Origin of the sequence: Actinopolyspora mortivallis, from assembly GCF_003001495.1 — a bacterium.
GTDB classification, from domain to species: Bacteria; Actinomycetota; Actinomycetes; order Mycobacteriales; family Pseudonocardiaceae; genus Actinopolyspora; species Actinopolyspora mortivallis_A.
The window spans coordinates 13497-38343 of record NZ_PVSR01000026.1; the positions used below are offsets into that span (position 1 = coordinate 13497).

The 24847-nt window shown below is 69.3% G+C and carries 20 protein-coding genes; 13 read left to right on the forward strand and 7 right to left on the reverse strand.

All coding sequences use genetic code 11. The annotated features are described in order from the left end of the window. Positions 1-145: 145 nt before the first annotated feature. Positions 146-2065, reverse strand: coding sequence for an ABC transporter ATP-binding protein (locus CEP50_RS13910; RefSeq protein WP_106114387.1), 1920 nt, complete (start codon positions 2063-2065; stop codon positions 146-148). Positions 2066-2172: 107 nt separating this feature from the next. Then, on the reverse strand, positions 2173-2580 hold the full coding sequence (locus CEP50_RS13915; protein WP_106114388.1) for a MarR family winged helix-turn-helix transcriptional regulator: 408 nt from the start codon (positions 2578-2580) through the stop codon (positions 2173-2175). Between the two features lie 188 nt (positions 2581-2768). Here CEP50_RS13915 and CEP50_RS13920 point away from each other — a divergent pair, with 188 nt between their 5' ends. Genes CEP50_RS13920 through CEP50_RS13935 form a run of 4 tightly spaced genes read left to right on the forward strand, consistent with a single transcriptional unit; the run spans position 2769 to position 5367 of the window. Next, the gene (locus CEP50_RS13920) at positions 2769-3347 is read left to right on the forward strand and encodes a UbiX family flavin prenyltransferase (protein ID WP_106114389.1); all 579 of its coding nucleotides are present in this window, start codon (positions 2769-2771) and stop codon (positions 3345-3347) included. A gap of 36 nt (positions 3348-3383) precedes the next feature. Further along, the gene (locus CEP50_RS13925) at positions 3384-4820 is read left to right on the forward strand and encodes a non-oxidative hydroxyarylic acid decarboxylases subunit C (RefSeq protein ID WP_106114390.1); all 1437 of its coding nucleotides are present in this window, start codon (positions 3384-3386) and stop codon (positions 4818-4820) included. After that, on the forward strand, positions 4817-5092 hold the full coding sequence (locus CEP50_RS13930) for a non-oxidative hydroxyarylic acid decarboxylases subunit D (RefSeq protein ID WP_106114391.1): 276 nt from the start codon (positions 4817-4819) through the stop codon (positions 5090-5092). Before CEP50_RS13925 ends, CEP50_RS13930 begins: the two co-directional genes overlap by 4 nt. A gap of 8 nt (positions 5093-5100) precedes the next feature. After that, positions 5101-5367, forward strand: coding sequence for a hypothetical protein (locus tag CEP50_RS13935; protein ID WP_106114424.1), 267 nt, complete (start codon positions 5101-5103; stop codon positions 5365-5367). A gap of 84 nt (positions 5368-5451) precedes the next feature. Here the strand turns inward: CEP50_RS13935 and CEP50_RS13940 are convergent, their stop codons facing one another. Both CEP50_RS13940 and CEP50_RS13945 read right to left on the reverse strand, forming a co-directional pair. Continuing rightward, positions 5452-7818, reverse strand: coding sequence for a Tex family protein (locus tag CEP50_RS13940; protein ID WP_106114392.1), 2367 nt, complete (start codon positions 7816-7818; stop codon positions 5452-5454). Positions 7819-8010: 192 nt separating this feature from the next. Next, positions 8011-9837, reverse strand: a complete 1827-nt coding sequence (locus CEP50_RS13945; RefSeq protein WP_181188389.1) for a transketolase — start codon at positions 9835-9837, stop codon at positions 8011-8013. A 186-nt stretch (positions 9838-10023) separates the two neighbouring features. On the opposite strand from CEP50_RS13945, the gene CEP50_RS13950 reads away from it, so the two are divergent. From CEP50_RS13950 to CEP50_RS13990, 9 genes are all read left to right on the forward strand, one after another. Then, positions 10024-10887, forward strand: coding sequence for a mechanosensitive ion channel family protein (locus CEP50_RS13950; protein WP_106114394.1), 864 nt, complete (start codon positions 10024-10026; stop codon positions 10885-10887). A 42-nt stretch (positions 10888-10929) separates the two neighbouring features. Next, on the forward strand, positions 10930-11736 hold the full coding sequence (locus tag CEP50_RS13955; protein ID WP_258175238.1) for a PRC-barrel domain-containing protein: 807 nt from the start codon (positions 10930-10932) through the stop codon (positions 11734-11736). Positions 11737-11890: 154 nt separating this feature from the next. Next, a complete protein-coding gene (gene hpnC, locus CEP50_RS13960) occupies positions 11891-13657 on the forward strand; it encodes a squalene synthase HpnC (RefSeq protein ID WP_258175239.1) in 1767 nt (588 codons plus the stop codon). After that, positions 13654-15006 carry a hydroxysqualene dehydroxylase HpnE gene (gene hpnE, locus CEP50_RS13965; protein WP_106114397.1) on the forward strand — a complete coding sequence of 451 codons (1353 nt, stop codon included), beginning with the start codon at positions 13654-13656 and terminating at the stop codon, positions 15004-15006. The genes hpnC and hpnE overlap by 4 nt, the downstream gene beginning before the upstream one ends. Before the next feature lie 3 nt (positions 15007-15009). Then, on the forward strand, positions 15010-16020 hold the full coding sequence (locus tag CEP50_RS13970; RefSeq protein ID WP_106114398.1) for a polyprenyl synthetase family protein: 1011 nt from the start codon (positions 15010-15012) through the stop codon (positions 16018-16020). Continuing rightward, on the forward strand, positions 16017-18023 hold the full coding sequence (shc, locus tag CEP50_RS13975; RefSeq protein WP_181188390.1) for a squalene--hopene cyclase: 2007 nt from the start codon (positions 16017-16019) through the stop codon (positions 18021-18023). Before CEP50_RS13970 ends, shc begins: the two co-directional genes overlap by 4 nt. 3 nt (positions 18024-18026) lie before the next feature. After that, on the forward strand, positions 18027-18683 hold the full coding sequence (locus CEP50_RS13980) for a phosphorylase family protein (RefSeq protein ID WP_106114399.1): 657 nt from the start codon (positions 18027-18029) through the stop codon (positions 18681-18683). Continuing rightward, a complete protein-coding gene (hpnH, locus tag CEP50_RS13985) occupies positions 18650-19651 on the forward strand; it encodes an adenosyl-hopene transferase HpnH (RefSeq protein ID WP_026449011.1) in 1002 nt (333 codons plus the stop codon). The genes CEP50_RS13980 and hpnH overlap by 34 nt, the downstream gene beginning before the upstream one ends. Positions 19652-19822: 171 nt before the next feature. Continuing rightward, positions 19823-20524 carry a VC0807 family protein gene (locus CEP50_RS13990; protein WP_106114400.1) on the forward strand — a complete coding sequence of 234 codons (702 nt, stop codon included), beginning with the start codon at positions 19823-19825 and terminating at the stop codon, positions 20522-20524. A 19-nt stretch (positions 20525-20543) separates the two neighbouring features. Here CEP50_RS13990 and CEP50_RS13995 read toward each other — a convergent pair whose 3' ends face one another. From CEP50_RS13995 to CEP50_RS14005, 3 genes are read right to left on the reverse strand one after another with little or no spacing between them, the layout of a single operon-like run. Then, the gene (locus CEP50_RS13995) at positions 20544-21296 is read right to left on the reverse strand and encodes an SDR family NAD(P)-dependent oxidoreductase (RefSeq protein ID WP_106114401.1); all 753 of its coding nucleotides are present in this window, start codon (positions 21294-21296) and stop codon (positions 20544-20546) included. A 7-nt stretch (positions 21297-21303) separates the two neighbouring features. Beyond that, on the reverse strand, positions 21304-22224 hold the full coding sequence (locus CEP50_RS14000) for a DMT family transporter (protein WP_106114402.1): 921 nt from the start codon (positions 22222-22224) through the stop codon (positions 21304-21306). Then, a complete protein-coding gene (locus CEP50_RS14005; RefSeq protein ID WP_258175240.1) occupies positions 22221-24737 on the reverse strand; it encodes a wax ester/triacylglycerol synthase domain-containing protein in 2517 nt (838 codons plus the stop codon). Before CEP50_RS14005 ends, CEP50_RS14000 begins: the two co-directional genes overlap by 4 nt. Positions 24738-24847: the final 110 nt, after the last annotated feature.

Sequence of the window (24847 nt, forward strand, 5' to 3'; positions counted from 1 at the left end):
CCCCGGATCGACTCCGGACGGGGTGTTCCGTGAGGCGAGGAAGTCCGACCGAGCCACTGTTCCGCTCATAGGCGGGATACCCGCCTGGGCCGACCGTTCTGCGCTCGCCGGAAGCTCCCGGCCCCGCTGTTTCGGCCCGTTCGGATCATTCCACTGGCCCGGTCCTGTCCCCCGAGGGAAGGACCCGTTCCGGGGAGCCCTGCTCCTCCTCGGCGAACTGGGTGCGGTACAGCTCGGCGTACTGTCCGCCGTGTTCCAGCAGTTCCTCGTGGGTGCCCTGTTCGAGAACACGTCCCTCCGAGATCACCAGGATCCGGTCCGCCCGGCGGATCGTGGCCAGGCGGTGCGCGATCACCAACGAGGTGCGTCCGGCCAACGCCCGGTTCAGGGCCCGCTGCACCGCTGCCTCGGACTCCGAGTCGAGATGGGCGGTGGCCTCGTCCAGCACCACCACGGGCGGTTGTTTGAGCAACAACCGGGCCAGGGCGATGCGCTGCTTCTCGCCGCCGGACAGCCGATAGCCCCTGTCCCCGACGACGGTGTCCAGGCCGTCGGGAAGCTCGGAGACCAGTTCCCCCAGCTGCGCGGTGCGCAGGGCGTGCAGCAGTTCCTCGTCGGTGGCCTCGGGGCGGGCGTAGGCGAGGTTCGCCCGGATCGTGTCGTGGAAGAGGTGCGCTTCCTGGGTGACCACACCGACGGTGGAGTACAGCGAGGACAGGGTGACGTCCCGCACGTCGTGTCCGCCCACGCGGACGCTTCCCGAGTCCACGTCGTACAGCCGCCCCGCGAGCTGGGCGATGGTGGTCTTGCCAGCTCCGGAGTGTCCGACCAGTGCGATCATCTCTCCGGGGGCGGCGTGGAAAGAGACGTCGTGCAGTACCTGGTGGGGCGGAGTGCTCTCCTGTCGGGCCACCGACTCCAGGGAGGCCAGGGAGACCTCGTCCGAGCCCGGGTAGTGGAAGGAGACGGAGTCGAATTCGAGACTGCGCGCCTCCGGCGGCAGGTCGACGGCGTCCTCCTTCTCCCGGATCATCGGAGGCAGGTCCAACACCTCGAACACCCGGTGGAAGCTGACCAGGGCCGTCATCACGTCCACGTGCACGTTGGACAGCGAGGTCAGTGGACCGTAGAGCCGGGTGAGCAGTGAGGTCAGCGCCACCAGCGTGCCCAGCTGCAGGGAGCCGCCGATCACCAGCACCCCACCGAGGCCGTAGGCCACGGCGGTCGCCAGCGCGGCCAGCAGGGTCAGGCCCACGAAGAAGACCCGGCTGTACATGGCCGAGAGCACACCGAGATCACGCACGCGTGCCGCCTTGCCCGCGAAGTGCTCGGTCTCCTCGTCGGCCCTGCCGTAGAGCTTGGTCAACATGGCCCCACCGACCCCGAAGCGTTCGGTCATCAGCGAGCTCATCTCGGCGTCCACGGCCATCTGCTCCCGGGTCACACGTTGTAGCCTCCGACCGATCCAGCGCACCGGCAGCAGGAACAACGGCAGCAGGGCCAGTGCGATCAGTGTGATCTGCCAGGACAGGGCGAACATCGCCGCCAGCACCAGCACCAGGCTGAGCACGTTGGACACCACCGAGGACAGCGTGCTGGTCAGGGCACGCTGGGCTCCGATGACGTCGTTGTTGAGTCTGCTGGTCAGCGCGCCCGTCTGGGCGCGGACGAAGAACGCCAGCGGCATCCGCTGCACGTGGTCGAAGACCTCACGACGCAGGTCGTAGATCAGCCCCTCGCCGAGGCGGGAGGAGTACCAGCGTTGCAGCAGGGTGAGCACGGCCTCCAACAGGGCGACCCCGGCCACGCCCACGGACAGCCAGACGACCACTCCGGTACGTCCCGGCACGACACCACGGTCGATGATCGCCTTGAACAGCAGCGGGGTGACGACACCGAGCACCGCCGTGGCCGCGACCATGATCAGGAAGGGAACGATCACGCCCAGATAGGGGCGGGCGTAACCGAGGATCCGTGTGGCAAGTCCGGGAGGCAGCCGTTGTTTGGTCACCGAGCTGTCCCGGGTCAGTGAGCGCAGTGTCGCCCAGCTCACTCCACCATCCATGAGGTCACCTCCGGTTCAGCAGCAGCGGTCCGCTCGATCGTGTGAGTTGGAGTTCGCTGGAAGTCAACAGTGTGGACGAGGAGGTCCGGTGTCCTCCCCGGAAGGGATCACCCTTCCGTGAGTTTCCGCAGCAGTCGACGCAGCTGCTCCCGTTCGTCCTCGTCCAGGCGGGCCAGCATGGACCCGTTCACCGACTCGGCCACGGAGTCGGCGTGGCGCAGTGTCTCCCGCCCCAGCTCGGTCAGGTGGAGCTGTCGCCGCCTGCGGTCTCCGGAGTCGACCGTGCGGGACAGCAGCCCCCGCTGTTCCAGGCGGAGCAGCAGGGAGGCCAGCGTGGCCTTGTCGATGGCGGCGTGGTGGCCCACCGCGGCCTGCTCGATGCCGGGCTGTTGGTCCACGGCACGCAGCACCGCGTACTGCGGTTTGGTCAGCTCCGGCAGGTGGGCCTGCCAGGTGGCGGTGTGTTCCTGCAGTGCACGGCGCAGCAGGTGGAATACGGCCGCGTCCAGTTCCACGGTGGTCTCTCACTGGGAGTCGGGCTTGCTCGGGGCGCCCGTGCATCTTAGAGGTCGTCGGTGCGCTCGTCCGGGCGCCGGTCTCCCGTCCGAGGGGGCGGGGCGTCGGGGAGGGCGGTGTGCTTCCCGACGGCCCGAGCGGTGTTAGTATGTACACGAACATTCGTATACGAACTTTTGGAGCGGAAATGCGGTTGGTGGTGGGGGTCACCGGAGCCACCGGGGCACCGTTGGCCGCCGGACTGCTCGAGGAGCTGCGCGGCAGGCCGGAGGTGTACACGCACCTCGTGCTCAGCCGCTGGGCCAGGGCCACGGTCGAACTGGAGACCGGATACGACCTGCGGGAGTTCACCGCGCTGGCCGACGAGGTACACGCCCCCGGAAACCAGGCGGCCACGATCTCCTCGGGATCGGTGCACACCGACGGGATGGTCGTCGTGCCCTGCAGCATGAAGACCCTCGCCGGTATCCGCACCGGATACGCCGAGGGACTGATCGGGAGGGCGGCCGACGTCACGCTCAAGGAACGCCGCAGGCTCGTGCTCGTACCCCGGGAAACCCCGCTCGGTGAGATCCACCTGGAGAACATGCTCGCGCTCACCCGCATGGGAGCCGTGGTCGTTCCCCCGATGCCCGCCTTCTACAACCACCCCGGTTCCGTCGACGAGATCATCGCCCACGTGGTCACCCGCGTACTCGACCAGTTCGGAATCCCCGCGTCCGGGGCCGCACGGTGGCGCGGTCTCGACACCACACCCCGCGCGTGAACCGCTCCGTCCCTCCGCGACCAGGAGAGTACCGCCATGTCCTACGACGACCTGCGTTCGTACCTCGCTGCCCTCGACCGCCAGGGACAGCTGCTGCACGTCACCGAGCGGGTGGACCCGGAACCCGACCTCGGTGCGGCCGCCAACGCGGCCAACCGGCTCGGCGAGCGGGCTCCCGCCCTGTACTTCGACAACGTCACCGGTTTCGAGTCCGCCCGGATCGCGGTGAACGCCCACGGCTCGTGGGCCAACCACGCGATCGCCTTCGACCTGCCTCCCGAGACCCCCACCAGGGACCAGGTACGGGAGTTCATCCGGCGTTGGGAGAACTTCCCGGTGCCCGTCGAACGCCGGCAGGACCCGCCGTGGGCGGAGAACACCCTCGACGGGGCCGAGGTCAACCTCTTCGACGTGCTCCCGCTGTTCCGCCTCAACGACGGCGACGGAGGCTTCTACCTCGACAAGGCGGCCGTCGTCTCACGGGATCCGGAGGATCCCGACAACCTCGACAGACAGAACGTGGGCACCTACCGCATGGAGGTGAAGGGCACCAACCGGCTCGGGCTGCAACCGGTGCCGATGCACGACATCGCACTGCACCTCGACGCCGCCGAACGTCGCGGCGAGGACCTCCCCGTGGCGGTCGCGCTGGGCAACGACCCGGTGATCTCGGTGGTGGCCGGAACCCCGCTCGGCCACGAGCAGTCCGAGTACGAGATGGCCGGGGCGCTGCGCGGAGCACCGGCGCCGGTCTCCCGGGCACCGCGGACCGGACTCGACGTCCCCTGGGGCAGCGAGGTCGTGCTCGAAGGGGTGATCGAGGCCCGCGAACGCGAGCTCGAAGGACCGTTCGGAGAGTTCACCGGGCACTACTCGGGTGGGCGGAACATGCCCGTCCTGCGTGTGGACCGGATCTCCCACCGCACCGACCCGATCTTCGAGTCCCTGTATCTCGGTATGCCCTGGACCGAGGTCGACTACCTGATCGGACCGGCCACCTGCGTGCCGCTGTACCAGCAGCTGCGCGCCGACTTCCCCGAGGTGCGGGCCGTCAACGCCATGTACACACACGGGCTGCTCGCCGTCGTCTCCACCGGGAGACGCTACGGCGGCTTCGCGCGGGCGGTCGGGCTGCGCGCCATGACCACGCCGCACGGCCTCGGCTACTGCAAGACGGTCATCGTCGTCGACGAGGACGTGGACCCCTTCGACCTCCCCCAGGTCATGTGGGCGCTGTCCACCAAGGTCAACCCGGCCTGCGACCTGGTCAACCTGCCGAACATGTCCGTCCTGGAACTGGACCCCGGTTCGCAGCCCCCGGGGATCACCAACAAGCTCGTCATCGACGCCACCACTCCGGTGGCCCCGGACGAGCGGGGGCACTACGGCCAGCCGGTGACCGACCTGCCCGAGACCGCCGCCTGGATCGACAGACTCACGACACTGCTCGCCGAACGAGGAGGAGACCGGTGACCACCCCCCACGGAGAGACCGAGCAGCCCGCACCGACGACGGTGTGCCCCCGCTGCGCCGCGGCGGAGTTCGGCGAACTCGCCGTCTCCCCGGTGCCGGGAGCGTGGCGGGTGCTGCGCTGCGACCGGTGCCTGTACAGCTGGCGCACCACCGAACCAGCCCGGCGGAGCAGCCGCGCCGCCTACCCGGAGCGGTTCCGGATGAGCCGGGCGGACATCGACGAGGCGCCCCGTCTGCCCCCGGTCCCCGACATACGGGAGGACACGCGGTGAGGAGTCCGGTGAGCGAGACCCTCATGTGGGAGGCCAGGGCCGCTGTGGGCAGGCAGGAGGACCTGCTCGACTGGGCCGGAGAGGTTCTGGAGGGGATGCGGGACGACGTCACCTGCCGCTGTGCGGGACTGTACCGCGGTGGCGACCATCGCGTGGTGGTGCTCGTGGAGGCCGACGGCCTCCCGCCGGAACTGCCCTCTCCTCCCGAGGAACTGCTGTCCCGCCCGGCCCGACAGTGGTCGTTCCGACGAGTCCGCCGCCACGTCTTCCGGTGACACGTCCACGAGGTCGTGACGGGCGACGGGTGTCGCCGCGAAGCCCTCCGGTCTCCGCGGCGACACCCGTCTCCGGCAGAGGGGTCAGTCGGTCCCGTAGCCCGCCTGACGCAGGGCAGCGGCCAGACTTCCCTCGGCGTTGTCGCCGCGGTTCCCGCCGCGCCGTGAGCGGCCGGATCCCTTCGGCCCCCCGCCGTCGGATGAGCCCCCGCGCCTGGAGCGGGCCCCGCCGCTGGTCTCCGCCGCCCTCGTGCCCGGGGACTGCTCACCCGAGGGGGAGACCTCGTCCTCCAGCCGCAGGGTCAACGAGATGCGCTTGCGTTCCACCTCCACGTCCCGGACCTTGACGCGGACCACCTCGCCGGGTTTGACGACCTCACGGGGGTCCCTGACGAAGGACTTCGACATCGCCGAGACGTGCACCAGCCCGTCCTGGTGCACGCCCACGTCCACGAAGGCCCCGAAAGCGGCCACGTTGGTGACCACACCCTCCAACACCATTCCCGGCCGCAGGTCCTCCAGCGAGTGCACGTCCTCGGCGAAACGCGCGGTGCGGAACTCCGGACGCGGGTCACGGCCCGGTTTCTCCAGTTCGGAGAGAATGTCGGTGACCGTCGGCACTCCGAAGGACTCGTCGGCGAAGTCGTCGGGACGCAGTCCGCGCAACAGCTCGGTGTTGCCGATGAGCTCCGTCACCGAGCCGCCCGCCGACTCGGCGATGCGGTGCACCACGGGGTAGCTCTCCGGATGGACGCTGGAGGCGTCCAGCGGATTCTCCCCGTGGGTGACCCGCAGGAACCCCGCGCACTGTTCGAACGCCTTCGGCCCCAGGCGGGACACCTCCTTGAGAGCCCGCCTGGACCGGAACGGTCCGTGTGTGTCGCGGTGCTCGACGATGTTCTCCGCCAGTCCGGCGTTGATACCGGAAACCCTGCTGAGCAGGGGTGCCGAGGCGGTGTTCACGTCCACCCCCACCGCGTTGACGCAGTCCTCGACCACCGCGTCCAGGGAGTGCGAGAGCTTCGACTCGGACACGTCGTGCTGGTACTGGCCGACCCCGATGGACTTCGGATCGATCTTCACCAGTTCGGCGAGCGGATCCTGTAGTCGCCGGGCGATGGAGACGGCTCCGCGCAGCGACACGTCGACCTCGGGCAGTTCCCTGGAGGCGTAGGCCGAGGCGGAGTAGACCGAGGCCCCGGACTCGGAGACAGAAACCCGGGTCACGTTCCGGTGGGAACGGGTCACCTGGGCCGCGAGGTCGTCGGTCTCCCGGGAGGCCGTACCGTTGCCGACCGCGACGAGCCGGACGTCGTGCCGTTCGACCAGCCGTTCCAACGTGGCCACCGCCTCGTCCCACCGCCGTCGGGGCTCGTGCGGATGGATCGTGGCGGTCTCCACGAGCTTGCCGGTGCCGTCCACCACGGCCACCTTCACCCCAGCGCGGTAACCGGGATCCAGCCCGATCGTGGGAAGAGGACCGGCCGGGGCGGCCAACAGCAGGTCGCGCAGGTTGCTCGCGAAGACCCGCACGGCCTCGTCCTCGGCGTGTTGGCGCAGTCTGCCCCGCAGGTCGATGTCGATGTGCACCATGATCCTGGTGCGCCAAGCCCAGCGCACCGTCTCACGCAGCCACGCGTCCGCGGGACGGCCCTCGTCCCGGATGCCGAAGCGCGCCGCGATGGTGTTCTCGTACTCGCCCGGCCCCCGGTCCGGCTCGTGCTCGGGTTCCGGGTCGAGGGACAGTTCGAGGACGCCCTCCTTCTCCCCGCGGAACAGGGCGAGCACACGGTGGGAGGGAAGTGTGTCCAGCGCTTCGGTGAAGTCGAAGTAGTCCGCGAACTTGGAGCTTCCGGTCTCGGCCCCCTCCCGTGCCGTCGAGGTGATCCGTCCGCGCCGCCATGCGGTCTCGCGCAGCTGCCCGATCAGGTCCCCGTCCTCGGAGAACCGCTCGACGAGGATCGAACGGGCCCCGGTCAGCGCCGCCGCGGCGTCGGCGACTCCCTTGTCGGCGTCCACGTACTTCTCGGCCAGAACGTGCGGATCCTGGTGCGGGTCCGTCAGCAGCGTCTCGGCCAGTGGTTCCAGTCCGGCTTCCCGGGCCGCCTGTGCCTTGGTACGCCGTTTGGGCCGGTAGGGCAGGTACAGGTCCTCCAGGCGAGCCTTGGTGTCCGCGGCCGAGATCCTGGCGTGCAGTTCGTCGTCCAGTTTGCCCTGTTTGCGGATCTCTTCGAGGATCGTGGAGCGCCGCTGTTCCAGCTCCCGCAGATAACGCAGTCGCTGTTCGAGGGTACGCAGTTGCGTGTCGTCCAGCGCCCCGGTCGCTTCCTTGCGGTACCGGGCGACGAAGGGGACGGTCGCACCGTCGTCCAGCAGCCGAACAGCGGCTGTCACCTGTTCCGCGCCTACACCGAGTTCCTCGGCGATCCTGTGGTCAATCGACGTCGTCACGATCCTGTTCAGCCTTTCGACCGGCCTGGTTTACCCCTCGGAGTGAGGGCGTTCTCCGCACCATTGTCGCCGGTTCTCCGGGCTGAGGCGATCTCGGAGTGGCACGGACGGAGGAAACTGTTTCACCCGGGCGGAGGAGACCCGCGCAACCGGGATCCCGACCTCCGCCCGGGAAGGACCCGTCGAGTCCCCTCATCGCAGGAGGGAACGAGCCGCCGTCGCGATCGCGCCGGCGTCGATGCCGGCCTGTTCGAGCAGTTCCTCCGGTTTCCCCGAGCCGGGCATGCGGGAGACGGCGAGTTTGCGCACCGCCGTGCTCGCCCCGGTCTCGGCCAGCGAGGCCAGGACGGCGTCCCCGAGTCCCCCCTCGGGCCAGTGGTCCTCGACGGTGACCAGACCGGCTGTTTCCCGGGCCGCCGCGTCCAGCGTCGCGGAGTCGACGGGTTTGACCGAGTAGAGGTCGATGACCCGTGCCCGGATGCCCTCCGCGGCCAGGCGGTCCGCGGCCTCCAGTGACTCGTGCAGGGTCACTCCGGCACCGACGAGCGTCACGTGGTCGCCGTCGCGGACCGTTTTGGAGCCGCCCACGGGGAACTGTTCCTCGGGCCCGTAGATCACCGGGGAGGCTCCCCGACTGGCGCGCAGGTAGCTGATGCCCCTCAGGTCGGCCATCGGCTCCAGCAGCCGTGCGGTCTGGTTGGCGTCACACGGGTACAGCACCGTGCTGCCGTGCACCGCGCGCAGGGCGGCCAGGTCCTCCAACGCCATCTGGGAGGGTCCGTCCTCGCCGATGGCGACCCCGGCGTGGGACCCCATCAGACACAGGTCGGCCCTGCTGACGGCAGCCATCCGGATGAAGTCGTAGGCCCGGGTGAGGAAGGCGGCGAAGGTGGAGGCGAACGGTCGCCACCCGCGTACCTGCATGCCCACCGCCGTCGCCAGCATCTGCTGCTCGGCGATGTACATCTCGAAGTACCGCTCCGGATGACCCTCGCGGAACTGTTCCGAGTGGGTGGAGTTGGAGACCTCACCGTCCAACGCGACGATGTCCCCCCGACGGGATCCGAGGGCGCGCAGCGCCTGCCCGTAGGCCTTCCGGGTGGCCACCGAACTCCCCGTTTCGAAGACGGGGAGCTGCCCACCGGGGACCTCGAACGTGCGGGCGCGGGCGGTGCTCTCCGGAGCGGAGACGGTGACACCGAGATCGCGGTTGCCGCCGAGCTCGGAGATGGCGGCCTGCTCGTCCGCGACCGGTTTGCCGTGCTTGCCGGTGAGGTTCTCGACCTCGCTCACCCCTTTGCCCTTGACGGTCCGTGCGACCACGGCCGTGGGTCTGCCCAGGGTGTTCTCCGCTTCGGTGAGGGCCTCCTCGACGCGGTCGGGATCGTGGCCGTCCACTTCCACGGTGTGCCAGCCGATGGCGCGTGCCCGGTCGGAGTAGGCGCTCAGGTCCCACCCGTGCATGGTTTCGCCGGTCTGGCCGAGACGGTTGACGTCGATGAGCGCGACCACGTTGTCCAGGCCGTAGTACGCCGCGTGTTCGAAGGCCTCCCAGATCGATCCCTCGGCCATCTCGCTGTCGCCGCAGAGCACCCAGACCCTGCCGGGCAACTCGTCCAGGCGGCTGAGGGTCAGTCCCAGCCCGACCCCGATGGGAAGTCCCTGGCCGAGTGAGCCGGTGGCGACGTCCACCCAGGGGAGAACCGGGGTGGGATGACCCTCCATTCTGCTGCCGAACTCACGGAAGGTCATCAGTTCCGCGTCGTCGATCGCGCCCGCCGCCTTGAGGCAGGAGTACAGCAGTGGGGAGGCGTGCCCCTTGGAAAAGATCAGGTGATCATTGCCCGGGTGGTCCGGGCGGGTGACATCCATCCGCAGGTGCCCGTCCAGCAGTACCGCCATCAGCTCGGCGGCCGACATCGACGAGGTGGGGTGCCCGGAGCCCGCCGCCGAGGAGCTCCTGATCGAGTCCACCCGCAGTTGCTGGGCCAGTTCTCGTCTGAATTCCGCTCGTTCCACGCCGCCGGGGTTCCCACGCGCGATGGGGGACAAACCCGTGCCGCTCCGCGCGCGGAAGTGGTCCGCCGGACGCTGGGCGGTTCCATCCGGAAGGGCTCGCCCGAAAGTGTGAAGTACTTGCGTTTGCGTGCCCGGTGACCGGGAGTTCCAATCGGGCCACACGACGCCGGCAGTAGGAGGCGCACCATGGACATGGTCCTCGCGCAAGGTACCGGGTTCAACGTGTTGAACAGCCTGCAGAGCGGATTCACACAACTGGTCAGCTATCTGCCGCAGTTGATCGGTGCGCTACTGGTGCTGGTGATCGGCTATCTGGTCGCCAGGATACTGCGGGCTGTGATCACCCGAGGTCTGCGCCGACTGCATCTGGACGACCGCATGGCCCGTTCGGGGCAGGGAGCTCGCTACGTGGAGCGACTCAGCCCGCGGGGAAGTCCGTCGAGACTGGTCGGCACGGTGGCTTTCGCGGTGATCATGCTGTTCGTGCTGTCCTCGGCGATCGGCACGCTCGGCATTCCCGCGTTGACCGGTTTCATGAACGTGGTTCTGGGGTATCTGCCTCGCGTGCTGGCCGCGCTGGCCATCTTCCTGATCGCCGCCGCCGTGGCAGGAGCGGTGGGAACGCTGGTCGAACGCACCATGGGGGACAGCCCGGCCGGACGCATGGCGCGGACGGCGGCGCCGACCATGGTCATGGCCATCGGCGTGTTCATGATCCTCACACAGCTGCGGATCGCCCCCGTGATCGTCACCGTGACCTACATAGCCCTGGTGGGGGCGATCGCTCTCGGCTCCGCCATCGCTTTCGGACTCGGTGGGCGGGAAGCCGCCGCGGACATGATCAATTCCAGCTACCGCCGCGCCGCGCCCGAAGGAGCGCGCTCCGGAAGTGCCGGTGACAGCACCGAGACGGGAGAGCGGGAGCAGAGCTGGACCATGCGCGGTGCGGGCAGTACTCCCGAACCCCAGGGAGCTCCCGAGTCCGAACAGCGGGGATCCGCGGCGGGCGGAGGCTCCGGTGAGGGCGGGAGTTCCTACCGGGCGACGTAGAGGTTTCTTCAGCAACGCCCCTCAGTCGTGGAGGTGGTGGGTGTGTCCACGACACCCCAGGGCCCCGAGGAATCCCGGGGGCCGGAGCACGGTGACCTTTCCGGGAAACCCGTGGTCGACAGGAACGGTTCGAAACTGGGCACGCTGGAACACGTCTATCTGGCCCCGGATTCGGGCTCGCCCACCTGGGGCGTGGTGCGGGCGGGCAGGAAGCACCGCTTCGTCCCCCTGCACGACGCCCGTTCCGGCACACGCACGGTACGGGTGGACGCGAGCAAACAACAGGTCAGAACGGCCCCCAACGCCTCAGCGGACCAGGAGCTGAATCCGGAGTTCGAGGGTCGGTTGGTCGAACACTACACGGGAGAGGCCAACACGGCACGTGCCTCGGTGGTCTCGATGCGTCGTAGCCGGGGTGTGATGAGCGGGCTGGTTCTGGTGCTGTTGGGCGTCTGGACCGGACTCGTTCCCTTCGTGGGGCCCTACTTCGGTTACGGCTTCGGCGGCGGTCAGCCGTGGGTGTTCACGGTCGACCGGCTGTGGTTGTGCGTGCTGCCCGCTGCGGCGATCCTGGTGGGCGGTTTGGTCATGATTCCCGCGAGCAACCGTTTCCTGGCCGGAACGGGAGGGGTGTTGGCCCTGGCCGGAGGTGTGTGGTTGCTGGTCGGCCCGAGTCTGAGCCGCCTGTGGGGAACCGAGGGGGTGGCGACCCCGATCGGTTCGCCGCTGGGATCACCCGGCATGTGGGTGTGGGCCCAACTCGGCTTCTTCTTCGCCAGCGGTGCCCTGGCCACCATCCTGGCCTCCGTGGCCCTGGGGCGGATGAGCGTGCGTTCGGTCCGGGACTGAGTCCGTCGTCCTCCGTCGTGGAGGGGAGTTCGGGCCCGGCGCGCACCGCAACTCACCCGATCGGAGGAGGTCAACAGCCCTGCGCCGTGTCCATCAGCGATCTACGCTGTCGCCAATGGACTCCCTCAACAACTGTGCGGGGTAGGAGGTGGACATGGCTGCGATACCGGACCGTGCCCGCCCCGCTCGGCAACCTGCACGATCGTTCGAGGTGGTGCTGCCCGGTCAGCTCCCCGAGACGGGTGACGTGTTGGCACTGGCCCAGTCGGAGAACTTCACGGTCGCCGCTCGGGTGTTGCCGTACCGGATCAGACAGCACCTGATGGCCGTCTACGGATTCGCCCGCCTCGTCGACTACGCGGGAGACGAAGCCTGCGGTCCCAGGGAGAGGCTGCTCGATCTGCTGGAATCCGATCTGGCCCGCGTCTATGACGGAACCCCGCGGATTCCGTTGATGAGGGCGTTCGCGCCCACCGTGCACGAGTGCGGGATTCCACGTGAGGTTCCGGCGCGGTTGATCATCGCCAACCGGCGGGACCAGCACGTCCGTCGTTACGAGACGTTCGAGGACCTGCTGGACTACTGCGCCTACGCGGCCAATCCGGTGGGAGAGCTCGTGCTCCACGTCTTCGGCCGGGCCGATCCCGAGCTGACCGTGCTCTCCGACCGGATCTGCTCGGCGCTGCAGATACTCGAACACTCCCAGGACGTCGCCGAGGACTATCGCAGGGGCCGGGTCTATGTCCCCGCCGAGGACCTGCGGGACTTCGGGTGTGACGAGTCCGAGTTCGCCGGCGGCACCGCCTCCAACGAATTACGCGCCCTCGTCTGGTTCGAGGTGGACCGGGCCGTGTCGATGCTGCGTGCCGGGCAGCCGCTGGTGGCCCGGCTGTCCGGCCTGTCGCGGCTGGCGGTGGCGGGATACGTCGCGGGCGGGCTGGCCACGGCCCGCGCCTTCCGACCGGCCGGTTACGACCCGCTGGCGGTCGGTGTCCGACCGCGCCGCGCACGGATACTCGGCGAGTGGGTCCGGCTCTCCCTGGCCCCGGCACGGGGGAGGGACGACCGGACGCGACGGGCCTACGAGTACTGCGAACGGATCACCCGGGAGCAGGCCCGCAACTTCTCCTACGGGATCAGGTTGCTGCCCCCGACCAAGCGTCGGGCCCTGTCCGCCGTGTACGCCTTCGCGCGGCTGGTGGACGACATCGGGGACGGAACTGCCTCCACCGAGGACAAACTGGTGAGACTGCAACGGGCCAGGGACTCGTTGCGCAACGTCCACCAGGACGCCAAGGACCCGGTGCTGGTGGCGTTGGCCGACGCTCGGAGGAGACTGCCGGTTCCCCTGGAGGCCTTCCACGAACTCATCGACGGTTGTGAGGCCGATGTCCGGGGGAACAGTTACGAGACCTTCGAGGAGCTCGTGCACTACTGCCGATGCGTGGCCGGCTCCATCGGGCGCCTGTCCCTGGGGGTGTTCGGCCAGCGGGTCACCGGAGTGGCCGCGGAACGCGCCGACGCCCTCGGAGTGGCGTTGCAACTGACGAACATCCTGCGTGACCTGTTGGAGGACCGCCGTTCCGGACGGATCTATCTGCCCCGGCAGGATCTGCGCCGCTTCGGAGTGCGCCTGGACCTGGACCGACGGGGAGAGTTCACCGACGAGGAGTCGAGAATCGCCGAACTGGTGCGCTTCCAGGGACAACGAGCCGAGCGCTGGTACGCCGAAGGACTGCGTTTGCTGCCCATGCTGGACCATCGAAGCCGAGCCTGTTGTGCGGCCATGGCCGGGATCTACCACGAACTGCTCCGCCGCATCACGGAGGACCCCGGCCTCGTGACGCGGTCGAGGACGAGCCTGCCCGGTTGGCAGAAAGCGGTCGTGGCCGCGCGTTCCCTGGCCGGGATGACCTCATGAGCCCGGGACGAGTCGTGGTCGTCGGCGGAGGACTCGCCGGCATCGCCGCCGCTTTCGGGTGTCGGGAGGCGGGACACGAGGTCACCCTGCTGGAGACGCGTTCCCGACTGGGAGGAGCCACCTACTCCTTCCGCCGGGGTGAGCTGACCGTCGACACCGGACAGCACGTCTTCCTGCGCTGCTACTCCGAGTACACCGAGCTGCTGCGTCGTCTGGGAACCGCGGACAGGGTACGGATCCAGCCACGGCTGCGGGTGCCGGTGGTCACCCCGCGGGCGCGGTGGACGTTGCGGCGCAACGGACTGCCCGCCCCGGCACACCTGGTTCCCGCCCTGTTCGGACACCGCGCCCTCTCCCCTCGGGAACGGATCGCCGCGGCCCGTACCGCGTTGGCCCTGCGCACGCTGGATCCGGACGATCCGGCGCTGGACAGCACGGACTTCGCCTCCTGGCTGCGGTCCCGGGGTGAGCCCCGGGCGGCGGTGACGGGACTGTGGGAACTGTTCTGCACCGCCGCGCTCAACGCCCGTCCCGAGCACGCCTCGCTGGCCTCGGCGGTGAAAGTGTTCCGCACCGGGATGCTGGACACCACCACCGGTGGCGACATCGGAATCATCGAACGCCCCCTCGGCGAGGTACACGGCGACGCCGCCCACACCGCCCTGTGCGCGGCGGGGGTGACGGTGTTGCCGCGGAACAAGGTCTCCGGGATACACGGGGAGCTCGGGGACTACCGCGTCCGGGCGAGTGAGGGGGGACGTAACCACGAGATCGCGGCGGACGCCGTGGTGCTGGCCGTGCCCAACGTCGCCGCCGCGAAACTGCTGGGCGACTCGCAGCGGTACGAGCACGGAGGGCAGGCGCTGGAACGTGCCCCGATCGTCAACATTCACGTCCACGTGGAGGATCCGGTCACGGATCTGCCCATGGCTGCCGCACTCGACTCCCCGGTGCAGTGGTTGTTCGACCGCACGGAGGCGGCGGGGGCGGACAGGGGACAGTACCTGGTGGTGTCCCTGTCGGCGGCCCAGGAGCTGATCGAGGCTCCCTCGGCACGGTTGCGTGCCGAGTACCTGCCCGCCCTGGAGACCCTGTTCCCGGCGATCCGCCGCAGCCGGGTACTGGACTTCTTCGTCACCCGGGAACCCGCTGCCACGTTTCTGCCCGCGCCGGGAAGCCGTCGGCTACGCCCTCCGGCCGAGACGGAGTGTCCCGGTCTGGTGCTGGCCGGCGCCTGGACCGACACCGGATGGCCGGACACCCTCGAAGGGGCGGTGCGGAGCGGAAACGTGGCGGCACGGACCGTAGTTCGAGCGATGGACAGCCAGCCCAGTGCGGCGTGGAGGTGACGCATGACCACGACGGTGCCCTCAGCCCTGGTCAGTGCCAGGGAAACGGTCGATCCGCACCTGCGCCGGGCCGTCGCCCGCCTGGATCCGGACACCCGCAGGGTCAGCGAGTACCACTTCGGCTGGGTCTCCGCCGACGGAACTCCCGAAGTGCGCTCCGGCAAAGCACTGCGTCCGGCGCTGGTGCTGTTGTCGGCCAGAGCGGGCAACGGCGACGAGCGGGCGGCACTGTCCGGGGCCGCCGCGGTAGAGCTGGTGCACAACTTCTCGTTGTTGCACGACGACCTGATGGACGGTGACCTCTCACGCAGACACCGCCCCACGGCCTGGAGCGTGTTCGGGCGCTCCACGGCCCTGTTGGCGGGGGACGCGTTGCTGGAGCTGGCCCACGACGTGGTTCTGGAGGACGACTCCCCCCAGGCGTTGCGGGCCGCCCGAAGTCTGTCGGGTACGGTGCGCAGCCTCATCGCGGGTCAGGCCGCGGACCTGGACTTCGAGCAGCGTCTCGACGTGGGAATAGCCGAGTGCCAGCGTATGGTCGCCGGGAAGACGGCGGCCCTGATCGCCTGCTCGTGTTCGATGGGGGCGTTGTTGACGGGCGCCTCCGAACACACGGTGCAGCGGCTGCACGAGTTCGGGTTCGAGCTGGGAATGGCGTTCCAACTGGTCGACGACCTGCTCGGGGTGTGGGGGGACCCGGAGGAGACCGGAAAACCCGTGCTGTCCGATCTGCGGGCGCGCAAGAAGTCGGTGCCCGTGGTGCACGCCCTCAATTCCGGAACCCCAGAGGGGGAGCGGTTGCGGAAGCTCTACGAACAGCCGGAACCGCTCACCGAGTCCCAGGTGGAACAGGCCGCTGAGCTGCTGCGCGGCGCGGGATCCGCGGAATGGACCCGTGCCGAGAGCGAACGCAGGTTGCAGGCGGGGTGTCGCCAGCTGCGCCGCGCCGACTGCGAAGGCACGACCGAGGGACTGACCGAACTCGCCGATTTCGTTCTCCGGAGGAACCAGTGACCGGATCACTGCGCCACACCGAGGTATCGACTCCCGAGGAGGTCGAGGCAGCGGAACCATCGAGTGTCGAAACGGGAGGGTGGGAGCTCTCCCGGACGACGGAGCACCACGAACAGGAACCGGACTGGTTGGGTGCCCTGGAGGCGGCGCGTGACCACCTGCTTTCCCGGCAGCACGAACGAGGCTGGTGGCAGGGGGAGCTGCAGACCAACGTGACCATGGACGCCGAGGACCTCATGCTGCGCCAGTTCCTCGGCATCCGTACCGCCGAGGAGACGGCCGAGGCCGCCCGGTGGATCCGCTCCCAGCAGCGTTCCGACGGGACCTGGGGACCCTACTACGGGGCTCCGGGGGATCTCTCCGCCACGGTCGAGGCCTATGTGGCGTTGAAGCTGGCCGGGGACGACGTCGCCGACGAGCACATGGTCGGTGCCCGGGACTGGATCCTGCGTCAGGGCGGGATCGAACGCACCAGGGTTTTCACTCGGATGTGGCTGGCCATGTTCGGGCAGTGGTCCTGGGACGAACTGCCGTGCATGCCTCCCGAGATCGTGTTCCTGCCCTCCTGGTTCCCGTTGAACCTCGCGGACTGGGGATGTTGGGCGCGTCAGACGATCGTGCCGCTGACCGTGGTGAGCGCCCTCCGCCCACACCGTGAACTCGGGGTCCGCACCGACGAGCTGCGCACCGGCGGTCCCGTGGGGCGGTTGTCGGGCAGGGAGGAGACCTCCTGGGACAGGTTCTTCCGGGTACTGGACAGGGCGCTGCACGCCTACGGGCGGCACCCACTTCGACGGGTACGGGAGCAGGCCATACGCCGTGCGGCCGAGTGGATCGTCGCTCGGCAGGAGGCGGACGGATGCTGGGGCGGGATCCAGCCACCGTGGGTGTACTCGCTCATCGCCCTGCACCTGTTGGGGTACCAACTGGACCATCCGGTGCTGCGTTCGGGGATCGAGGGCCTGGAGGGCTTCCTGATCCGGGAGGACACGCCGGAGGGAAGGGTCCGCAGGATGGAGGCCTGTCAGTCCCCCGTCTGGGACACCGTGCTGGGCATCCAGGCCCTGCACGACGCGGGGGTCTCCCGGGATCACCCGGCGATGCGGAAGGCGCTGGACTACGTCCGCTCCGAGGAGATCACCGTGAGGGGGGACTGGGCCGTGCGGCGGCCGCAGCTTCCGGCGGGAGGCGGTTGGGCCTTCGAGTTCGAGAACGACAACTATCCCGACATCGACGACACGGCCGAGGTGCTGCTGGCGTTCGTCCGCACCGGCTACGCCACGGAGCAGGGAGCCGCCCAGGCCGTGTCCCGCGGTCGTCGGTGGCTGCGCGGCATGCGTTCCTCCAACGGTGCCTGGGGCGCCTTCGACGCGGACAACACCCGGTGGCTGGTCACCGAACTGCCGTTCTGCGACTTCGGTGCCGTGATCGATCCGCCCTCGGTGGACGTGACCGCGCACGTGGTGGAGGCCTTGGTCGAAACCGGTGACGACCGCAGCGACCGGGTGGTGCGTGACGGGGTGCGCTGGCTGTTGGAGCAGCAGGAGAACGACGGATCCTGGTACGGACGCTGGGGGGTGAACCACGTCTACGGAACGGGAGCGGCGGTTCCGGCCCTGGTGCGCGCGGGGGTGTCCGCCGGACACAGCGCACTGCGTCGCGCGGTGCGGTGGTTGGAACAGCACCAGAACCCCGACGGGGGCTGGGGAGAGGACCCGCGTTCCTACGTGGACCCGGCATGGGTGGGCCGAGGGGAGTCCACCGCCTCGCAGACGGCCTGGGCGTTGTTCGCCCTGCTCGCGGTGGGCAGGCACGAGACCCCAGCCGTCCGTGCGGGGATCGCCTTTCTGGTGCGGACACAGCACGAGGACGGCAGCTGGTCGGAACCGCAGTTCACCGGTACCGGTTTTCCCGGAGACTTCTACATCAACTACCACCTGTACCGGCAGGTTTTCCCGCTGGCGGCGCTGGGCCGGTATCGACGTGCCGTCCGGGGGGAGTAGCCGATGCCCCCGGAGCTGCTGGTCTGCGCGCCCCTGCGGGTGGAGGCCCGTGCCCTGCGTCGTTGCCCCGAACTGTGGGTGAGGCGCACCGGTTACGGACGGCGGCGCAGCGTTCGCGCCGTCGAGCGGATCTCCGGGATCGGGTTCGGTGCGCTGGCGGTGGCCGGGTTGGGGGGTGGTCTCGATCCCACACTTCGTTCCGGGGACGTGGTCGTGGGAACCGAGGTGCTTTCGGCGGGGCGGCGACTGAGTTCGCACGCCCCCGAAGTACTGGCTCGTGAGTTGCGTCGTGTCGTACCACGAGTTCGCCTCGGGGTGGTGGTCACCAGCGACCACCCCGTGCTCGGAGCGCAACGCCGGGTGCTGGCGGAGAGCGGCGCGACGGTGGTGGACATGGAGTCGGGGGAGTTGGCCGCGGCCGCGGGGAAACATCCGTTCGCGGTCGTGCGTGTGGTGTTGGACACCTCCGAACAGCCCCTGGTCGCCCCGGGGGCACCGCGGCGACTGGTCGGGGCGTTGCGACGACTGCGCGATACCGGCCTCCCGTTGCTGCGCTGGTCACGCGCGGTGGCGGGGGACGGTTCGCTGGAAACTGTTCGATCTCGCTGGAGCAAAGAGGTTCCGTCATGGGCATCCCAGTGCGGCAGGCCGTCCGCGTAGGGGCGTATCTGGCCAAGCAAAAGATTCTCCGTCGAAAGAAGTTCGCTCTGACGTTGGAGCTGGAGCCGCTGTTCGCCTGCAACCTCGCCTGCGCGGGGTGTGGCAAGATCCAGCATCCGGCCAATGTGCTCAAGCAGCGTATGCCGGTGGACCAGGCGCTTTCCGCGGTCGAGGAGTGCGGGGCCCCGGTGGTGTCCATCGCGGGTGGGGAACCGTTGATGCACCCCGAGATCGAAGTGCTCGTGGCCGAGCTGGTCAAGCGGAAGAAGTTCGTCTACCTGTGCACCAACGCGCTGTTGATGCCGCGCAAGATCGACAAGATCGAACCCTCGCCGTACTTCTCCTGGGCGGTGCACATCGACGGGCTCGAGGAGCGCCACGACGCTTCGGTGAGCAAGAAGGGCGTCTTCGCCCAGGCGGTGGACAACATCAAGGACGCCCAGCGGCGTGGTTTCCGCGTGACGACCAACAGCACCTTCTTCAGCACCGACACCCCCAAGACCGTGGTGGACGTCCTGGACTATCTCAACGACGAACTCCAGGTCGACCAGATGATGCTGTCGCCGGCCTACGCCTACGACAAGGCTCCGGACCAGGAGCACTTCCTCGGCGTGGAAGAAACCCGAGAGCTGTTCAAGAAAGCTTTCGCGGACGGGCGTCGCAAGAAGTGGCGGCTCAACCACTCGCCGCTGTTCCTGGACTTCCTCGAAGGAAAACGGGACTTCGCCTGCACGGCCTGGGCCATCCCCTCGTACTCGTTGTACGGCTGGCAACGCCCCTGCTACCTCATGGCCGACGGCTACGCCCAGTCCTACCGTGAACTCCTCGAGGAGACCGACTGGGAGTCCTACGGCCGGGGGCGGGACTCGCGCTGCGCGAACTGCATGGCCCACTGCGGCTACGAGCCCACCGCCGTGTTGGCCACCATGGGATCGTTGCGGGAGTCACTGCGGGCGCTGCGCGGATGACGTCGCTCGGTGTGGCTGTACTCACCGGGAACGGTCCGTTAGGGTGCTGCCGGGATACAGTGAGTCGCGGGTGAGCGTCCGTCGCGCCGCTTTCGCCACGCCCACAGCGCGATGAAACCGTCCACGGCACCGGATGCGGGAGGTCTCCCGGCCGTGCCGCGTGAGGTAGGCATGCACACATCGACCACCGTTCAGCTGGGTGGGATCCGGGCCCAACTCGTCCACGCGGGTAAGAAGCTGCTCGAAACCACCCTCGCTCCCCTCGGGTTGTTCTACCTGTTGCTCAACCTGACCGATCTGACGGGAGGTCTGCTGGCAGCCCTCGGGTGGGTACTCGCCGCCGTGGGCTGCCGGCTGGTGCTCCGGACACCCGTCCCCGCGGCTCTGGTGCTGACCACGGCCCTGTTGGTCGTGCGCACGGTGGTCGGCCTGCTGTCCCAGAGCACGTTCCTGTACTTCCTCCAGCCGAGCCTGCAGAACTTCCTGATAGCGGCTCTGCTGCTGGTCACGGTTCCCTTCGAACGGACCTTCCTCGCACGGCTCGCCGACGACTTCTGCGTCTTTCCGCCCACGCTGTTCGGCCACGTGGCGATCCGACGCTTCTTCAGGCGGGTCTCCCTGCTGTGGGCGGCGGTGTTCACGGCCAACGGCGCGATCACGTTGTGGATGCTGGCGCAGCGTACCGTCGAGGAGTTCCTGCTGGTGAGCACGGCGGGTTCGTACGGTCTGATCGCGCTGGCCGCCCTGTTCTCCCTGGTGTGGTTCCGCAGGGAACTGCGGGGGCACGGGATCAGGCTGCTCTTCGGTACCGGGACCCCGGCGTCGTTTCCGGGGTGGGCACGGCCGCTTCCCGAGCCTTCCGCCCTGCGCTGAGAGGAACGTCGACCGACGCTCAGGCCGTGGGGCCGAACCACCTGCTCAGTCGGTGGAAGGTCCCGGGCAGCAGCCCGTTCGCCCGACAGGCGAGCCCCAGCCACCGGGGCAGGAAGCACTCCTGCTCGCCGCGTTCGACGGCACGGAGCATCCGCTCGGCCACCTCCTCCGGGGGGAGCATCCGGGGGAAGCTCCTCGTGTACTCCTGCCCGCGGCGTCGGAAGAAGGGAGTGCGCACCGCTCCGGGGAACACCGTGGTGACCGCGACGTGCTTCCCGGCGAGTTCGTCGCGCAGTGCGGCGGCGAAGGCACGCAGCCCGGCCTTGGTCGCCGAGTAGACCGCCTCGGTGCCGACACCGACGGTGGCTATCGAGGACACGAACACGATGTGGCCCCCGCCCCGGGAGCGCATGGCGGGAAGCAGCATCCGGGTCAGTTCCACCGGAGCGGCCAGGTTCACCGCCAGCAGGCGACGTACCTCCGTGCCCGGCATGGTCTCCGTCTCTCCGGACCACCCCAGGCCGGCGTTGTTGATCAGCACGTCCGGAGGACCGGCCTCCTCGACGAGGCGGGCGAGCCCCTCCGGGGAACCGAGGTCGGCAGCCAGGGGACGTGCCCCCGTCCGGGCGGCCACGGCACGCAGTGCCCTCTCGTCGCGTCCGGTGACGACGACCTCACAGCCCCGCCGTGCCAGTGCCAGGGTCGTGGCGGCTCCGATCCCGGAGGACCCCCCGGTCACCAGTACTTTCCTTCCGCGCAGCACCGTGGTCACCGGTGTTTCACCCCCATGTCGGTTCGGACCGGTCCCCGGGGTCGACCCGCTCTATCTCCCGGCGCAGGACCTCTCCGCGGTGGGTCAATAGCACGATCCCGCCGACGATGACGAGGGAGGCCAACGCCTCCCCGCCGAGCACGGCCGGGGTGGCGGTGACCCGTTCACCGAACCAGTTGATGCCGATGGCCACCCCGACCAGCGGGTCGACGGTCGTGATCACGGCGAGGGCGGGGGATATCAGCTTTCCCTGTTGGAAGGCGTTCTGGCTCAGCAGGAAACCGCAGGGGCCGATCAGGCAGACCGCGTAGAGCACCCAGTGCTGGAAGGGTTCGGTGATCCCGCCGGCACGGAACTGGCTGGCCACCACCTTCATCAGTGCCGCCGTGACCCCGTACAACACCCCGGTGGCCAGGGCGAGGGCGATCACGCGGATCTCGCCGGGAAAACGGGAGGCGGCCACCAGACACACCACCGTGAGCACCCCCAGCAGCACGCCCAGCGGTATGGCCTGGGGCTCGATGGTCTCGTCCCCTCCCCGGGGCCGCGCCAACAGCAGGAAGGCGGACAGTCCCCCCATACAGGCGAGCGCCCCGAGCACCACCAGCCGGTCCAGCCTGCGGTGGGCCAGCCACGCGGCGTGCACCGCCGCGAACAGCACACTGGTGACCAGCAACGGCTGAACCAGCATCAGCGGACCGTAGGCCAGGGCCACGACCTGCAGGGACAGCCCGATGATCACCGTTGCCACGCTGGCCAGCCAGATGGGCTTGCGCACCAGCTCGAACAGCAGACGAGGGTGGAGCGTGCGGATGTTCGGGACCTGTTTGGTGGCCCGCTGCTGTACCGCGCTCGCCATGCCGAAACTGGCCGCTCCGACCAGGGCCGCCGGTACGGCCACCACGAACCAGGTTCCGGTGTCGCTCAACGTCGTCCTTCCCGGTCGCGAGGAGGAGTCGCGGACTCGGTGGTGGAGCCCGTCAGTTCCGTGGACACGTCGTGGATCCGCCCGGCCAGTCGTTCAGCGGTCCCCCCGAGGCGCGCGTCGGCGGTCACTCCGATGCCGACCGTCTCACCCCAGTTGATCACCCCGGTGGCCACTCCCACCCCGGAGGCCAGGGGGAGAACGGGTACCACCCCGGCCACCAGGGCGCCCCACACGTGCGGTGGACGCGGCGAACCGGGCATCACGGAGAGGATCGTGTTGAAGAACCGGCTCCGGTAGACGGCCCGGACCGCACGCCGGTGTACCGGGGTGGGCAACAGGCCGAGCGCCCTCATGACCACCCCGGCGGCCAGCGGTTGGCCGTCGTGCTGTCCGGCTCGGAGCAGGTTGTTCACCTGCTCGATACGTTCCGCCGTGCTCATGGGACCCACCGGCAGGTCGACCGAGACGGCCACGGTGTGGTTGCCGAACTCCGCGGAGTCCGTCACCGACCGTGACTCCCGCGTGGTGCGGGGAACCATGACCCGCAGCCGTTGTCCGGTGCGGGTGCCCTCGCGTTCGGCGAGCTCCCGGTGCAGCGCCTCGGCCACCAGGGCGATCAGCAGGACTGTGCGCGGCACACCGTGGGCGCGTGCCGCCGCACGGACCGAGCGCGTGGGAAGTTCGAGAGTGCCGAAGGAACGTGCCGGCGTGCTCGGTCCGTTCAGGGAGCAGGACGGGGCTCTTCCCGCTCGGGCCAGGCTGAGGAAACCCCGTGCCGCCGTGCGGATCCCACCGAGCAGGGCCCGGGGGTTGGTGGAGGGCAGGAGCGTGCGTGTCCGTTTCCCGCCCGGTTCCGCGGACCGGGGGTCCGTCGGGCGGGGCGGCTCCTCGTCCCGCAACAGTCGGACCAGTGTGTCGGTGACGGCGATGCCGTCGCCGAGGCAGTGGTGGAGTTTGGCCAGGATGAGCGTGCTCTGCGGGGTGCACAACACCATGAGCTGCCACGGTGGCCGGTCGGTGGGGACCGCCGAGGTGAAGAACTCGCTCCGCAGCCGCTCGGCGGAACGTTCGTCGGTGTCGTGGTGGCTCAGGTGCCGCCACGGGTCGACCTCGGGGACGGTGTGCCACCTCGGGGCCCCGTGGCGTCCTCGCACGAGGACACGGCACAGCATGGGTAGCTCGCGGGCGCGTTCCCGGACGAGCCCGGCCAGGTGCTCGGCCCAGTCCCGTGCCGTGCGTTCCGGAGGGGATCCCCTCATCCGCAGCACGGCCCCGGTCTGCTGGGGAACCGCCGGGGTGGCGGCGTGGACGAAGAACCGGTCCTGGGCCCGGAGCGGACGACTGCCCTCGTGGCGGGCAAGCCGTGCCAGCCGCGCTGTCTGCTCGGTGAACTCACCGGAGCTCGCGTGTTCCAGCACCCGCCGTTCGTGGTTGCGCAGGTGCTGCTCGTTCTCGGTGAACCGGTGCAGGGCCGCGGCCAGGGCCTCCGTGTCGGGGCACAGCTCGGCCAGTCCCGCACGGGCCATGAGCTCGGCGTTGGCACGTCCGTGCCCGGCGATGGGCTCGAACATGATCATGGTGCGACCGCAGGCCATGGCCTCCAGGGCGGTGGCTCCGCCCGCGTTGGAGAGCACGAGGTCGGCGGACGCCGTCAGCGCCGGCATGTCCTCGACCCAGCCGAGCGGTATCAACCGCCTCCGCGGATCCCGTCGGCGCAGCAGCCGGTCACGCAGCTGTTCGTTGCGTCCGCACGCCACCACCACGTGGTCGACCCCGGGAACGGTCAGGGCGGTGTCCACGGCTCGTTCCACGGACCCGAAGGCCAGCGAGCCGCAGGAGACCAACAACTGGAAACCCCCGGTCGGCAGTCCGGTGGACCGGCGGGCGCTCTCCCGGTCCCTCGGGCGGAACCGCGTGGAGACGGGAGGAACACAGACCGCGCCGGCCGCGTCCGGTTGTGCGCGGTGCAGACAGCGCAGGCTGGCCTCACTCATGACGTAGTGGAGGTCGATCTCCGGATACACCCAGAAGGGGTGGGGGCAGAAGTCCGAGACGATCGCCGAGGTCGGCACGTCGAGTTCCCCACGGCGCCGCAGATGGTCCAGCCCCGCCGTGGCCATCGGATAGGTGGAGATCACCACGTCCGGGTTCCAGGCGTCGACGTACCTCCGCAGCAGGGGGCCGACCCAGGCACCCACGAAACGGCGTGAGGCGTCGGCGAACCAGCGCTGACGCCACAGCGCGTTGTAGAACAGGTCGTACAGCCACGGGGTGGACTCGACGTTGCGGACGTAGATCCACCGGAACAACGGCCCCACTCCGGGGCCCATGACCTCCAGGGTGTCCAGCCGACGGGTCGCGCACCCCGGCCACAACGTCCGGGCGGCCTCCTCGACCGCGCTGGCGGTGGCGTTGTGCCCCTCGCCGATGTCGGCGCTGAGCAACAGCACACGACCCGGGGGGCGGTCTGATGGTTCGTGCGGGTGCGGGGTCACCGGTCTGGGTCCCTCCACCGGTCTCGGTCCTTCGGCGTGACGGCTGTCCCGGGGATCCCGCGGGTTCGCCGGGGCCGCGTACCGCAGCACGGTACCGCCTGCGTGCACGTGTGGCGATCATACTGTCG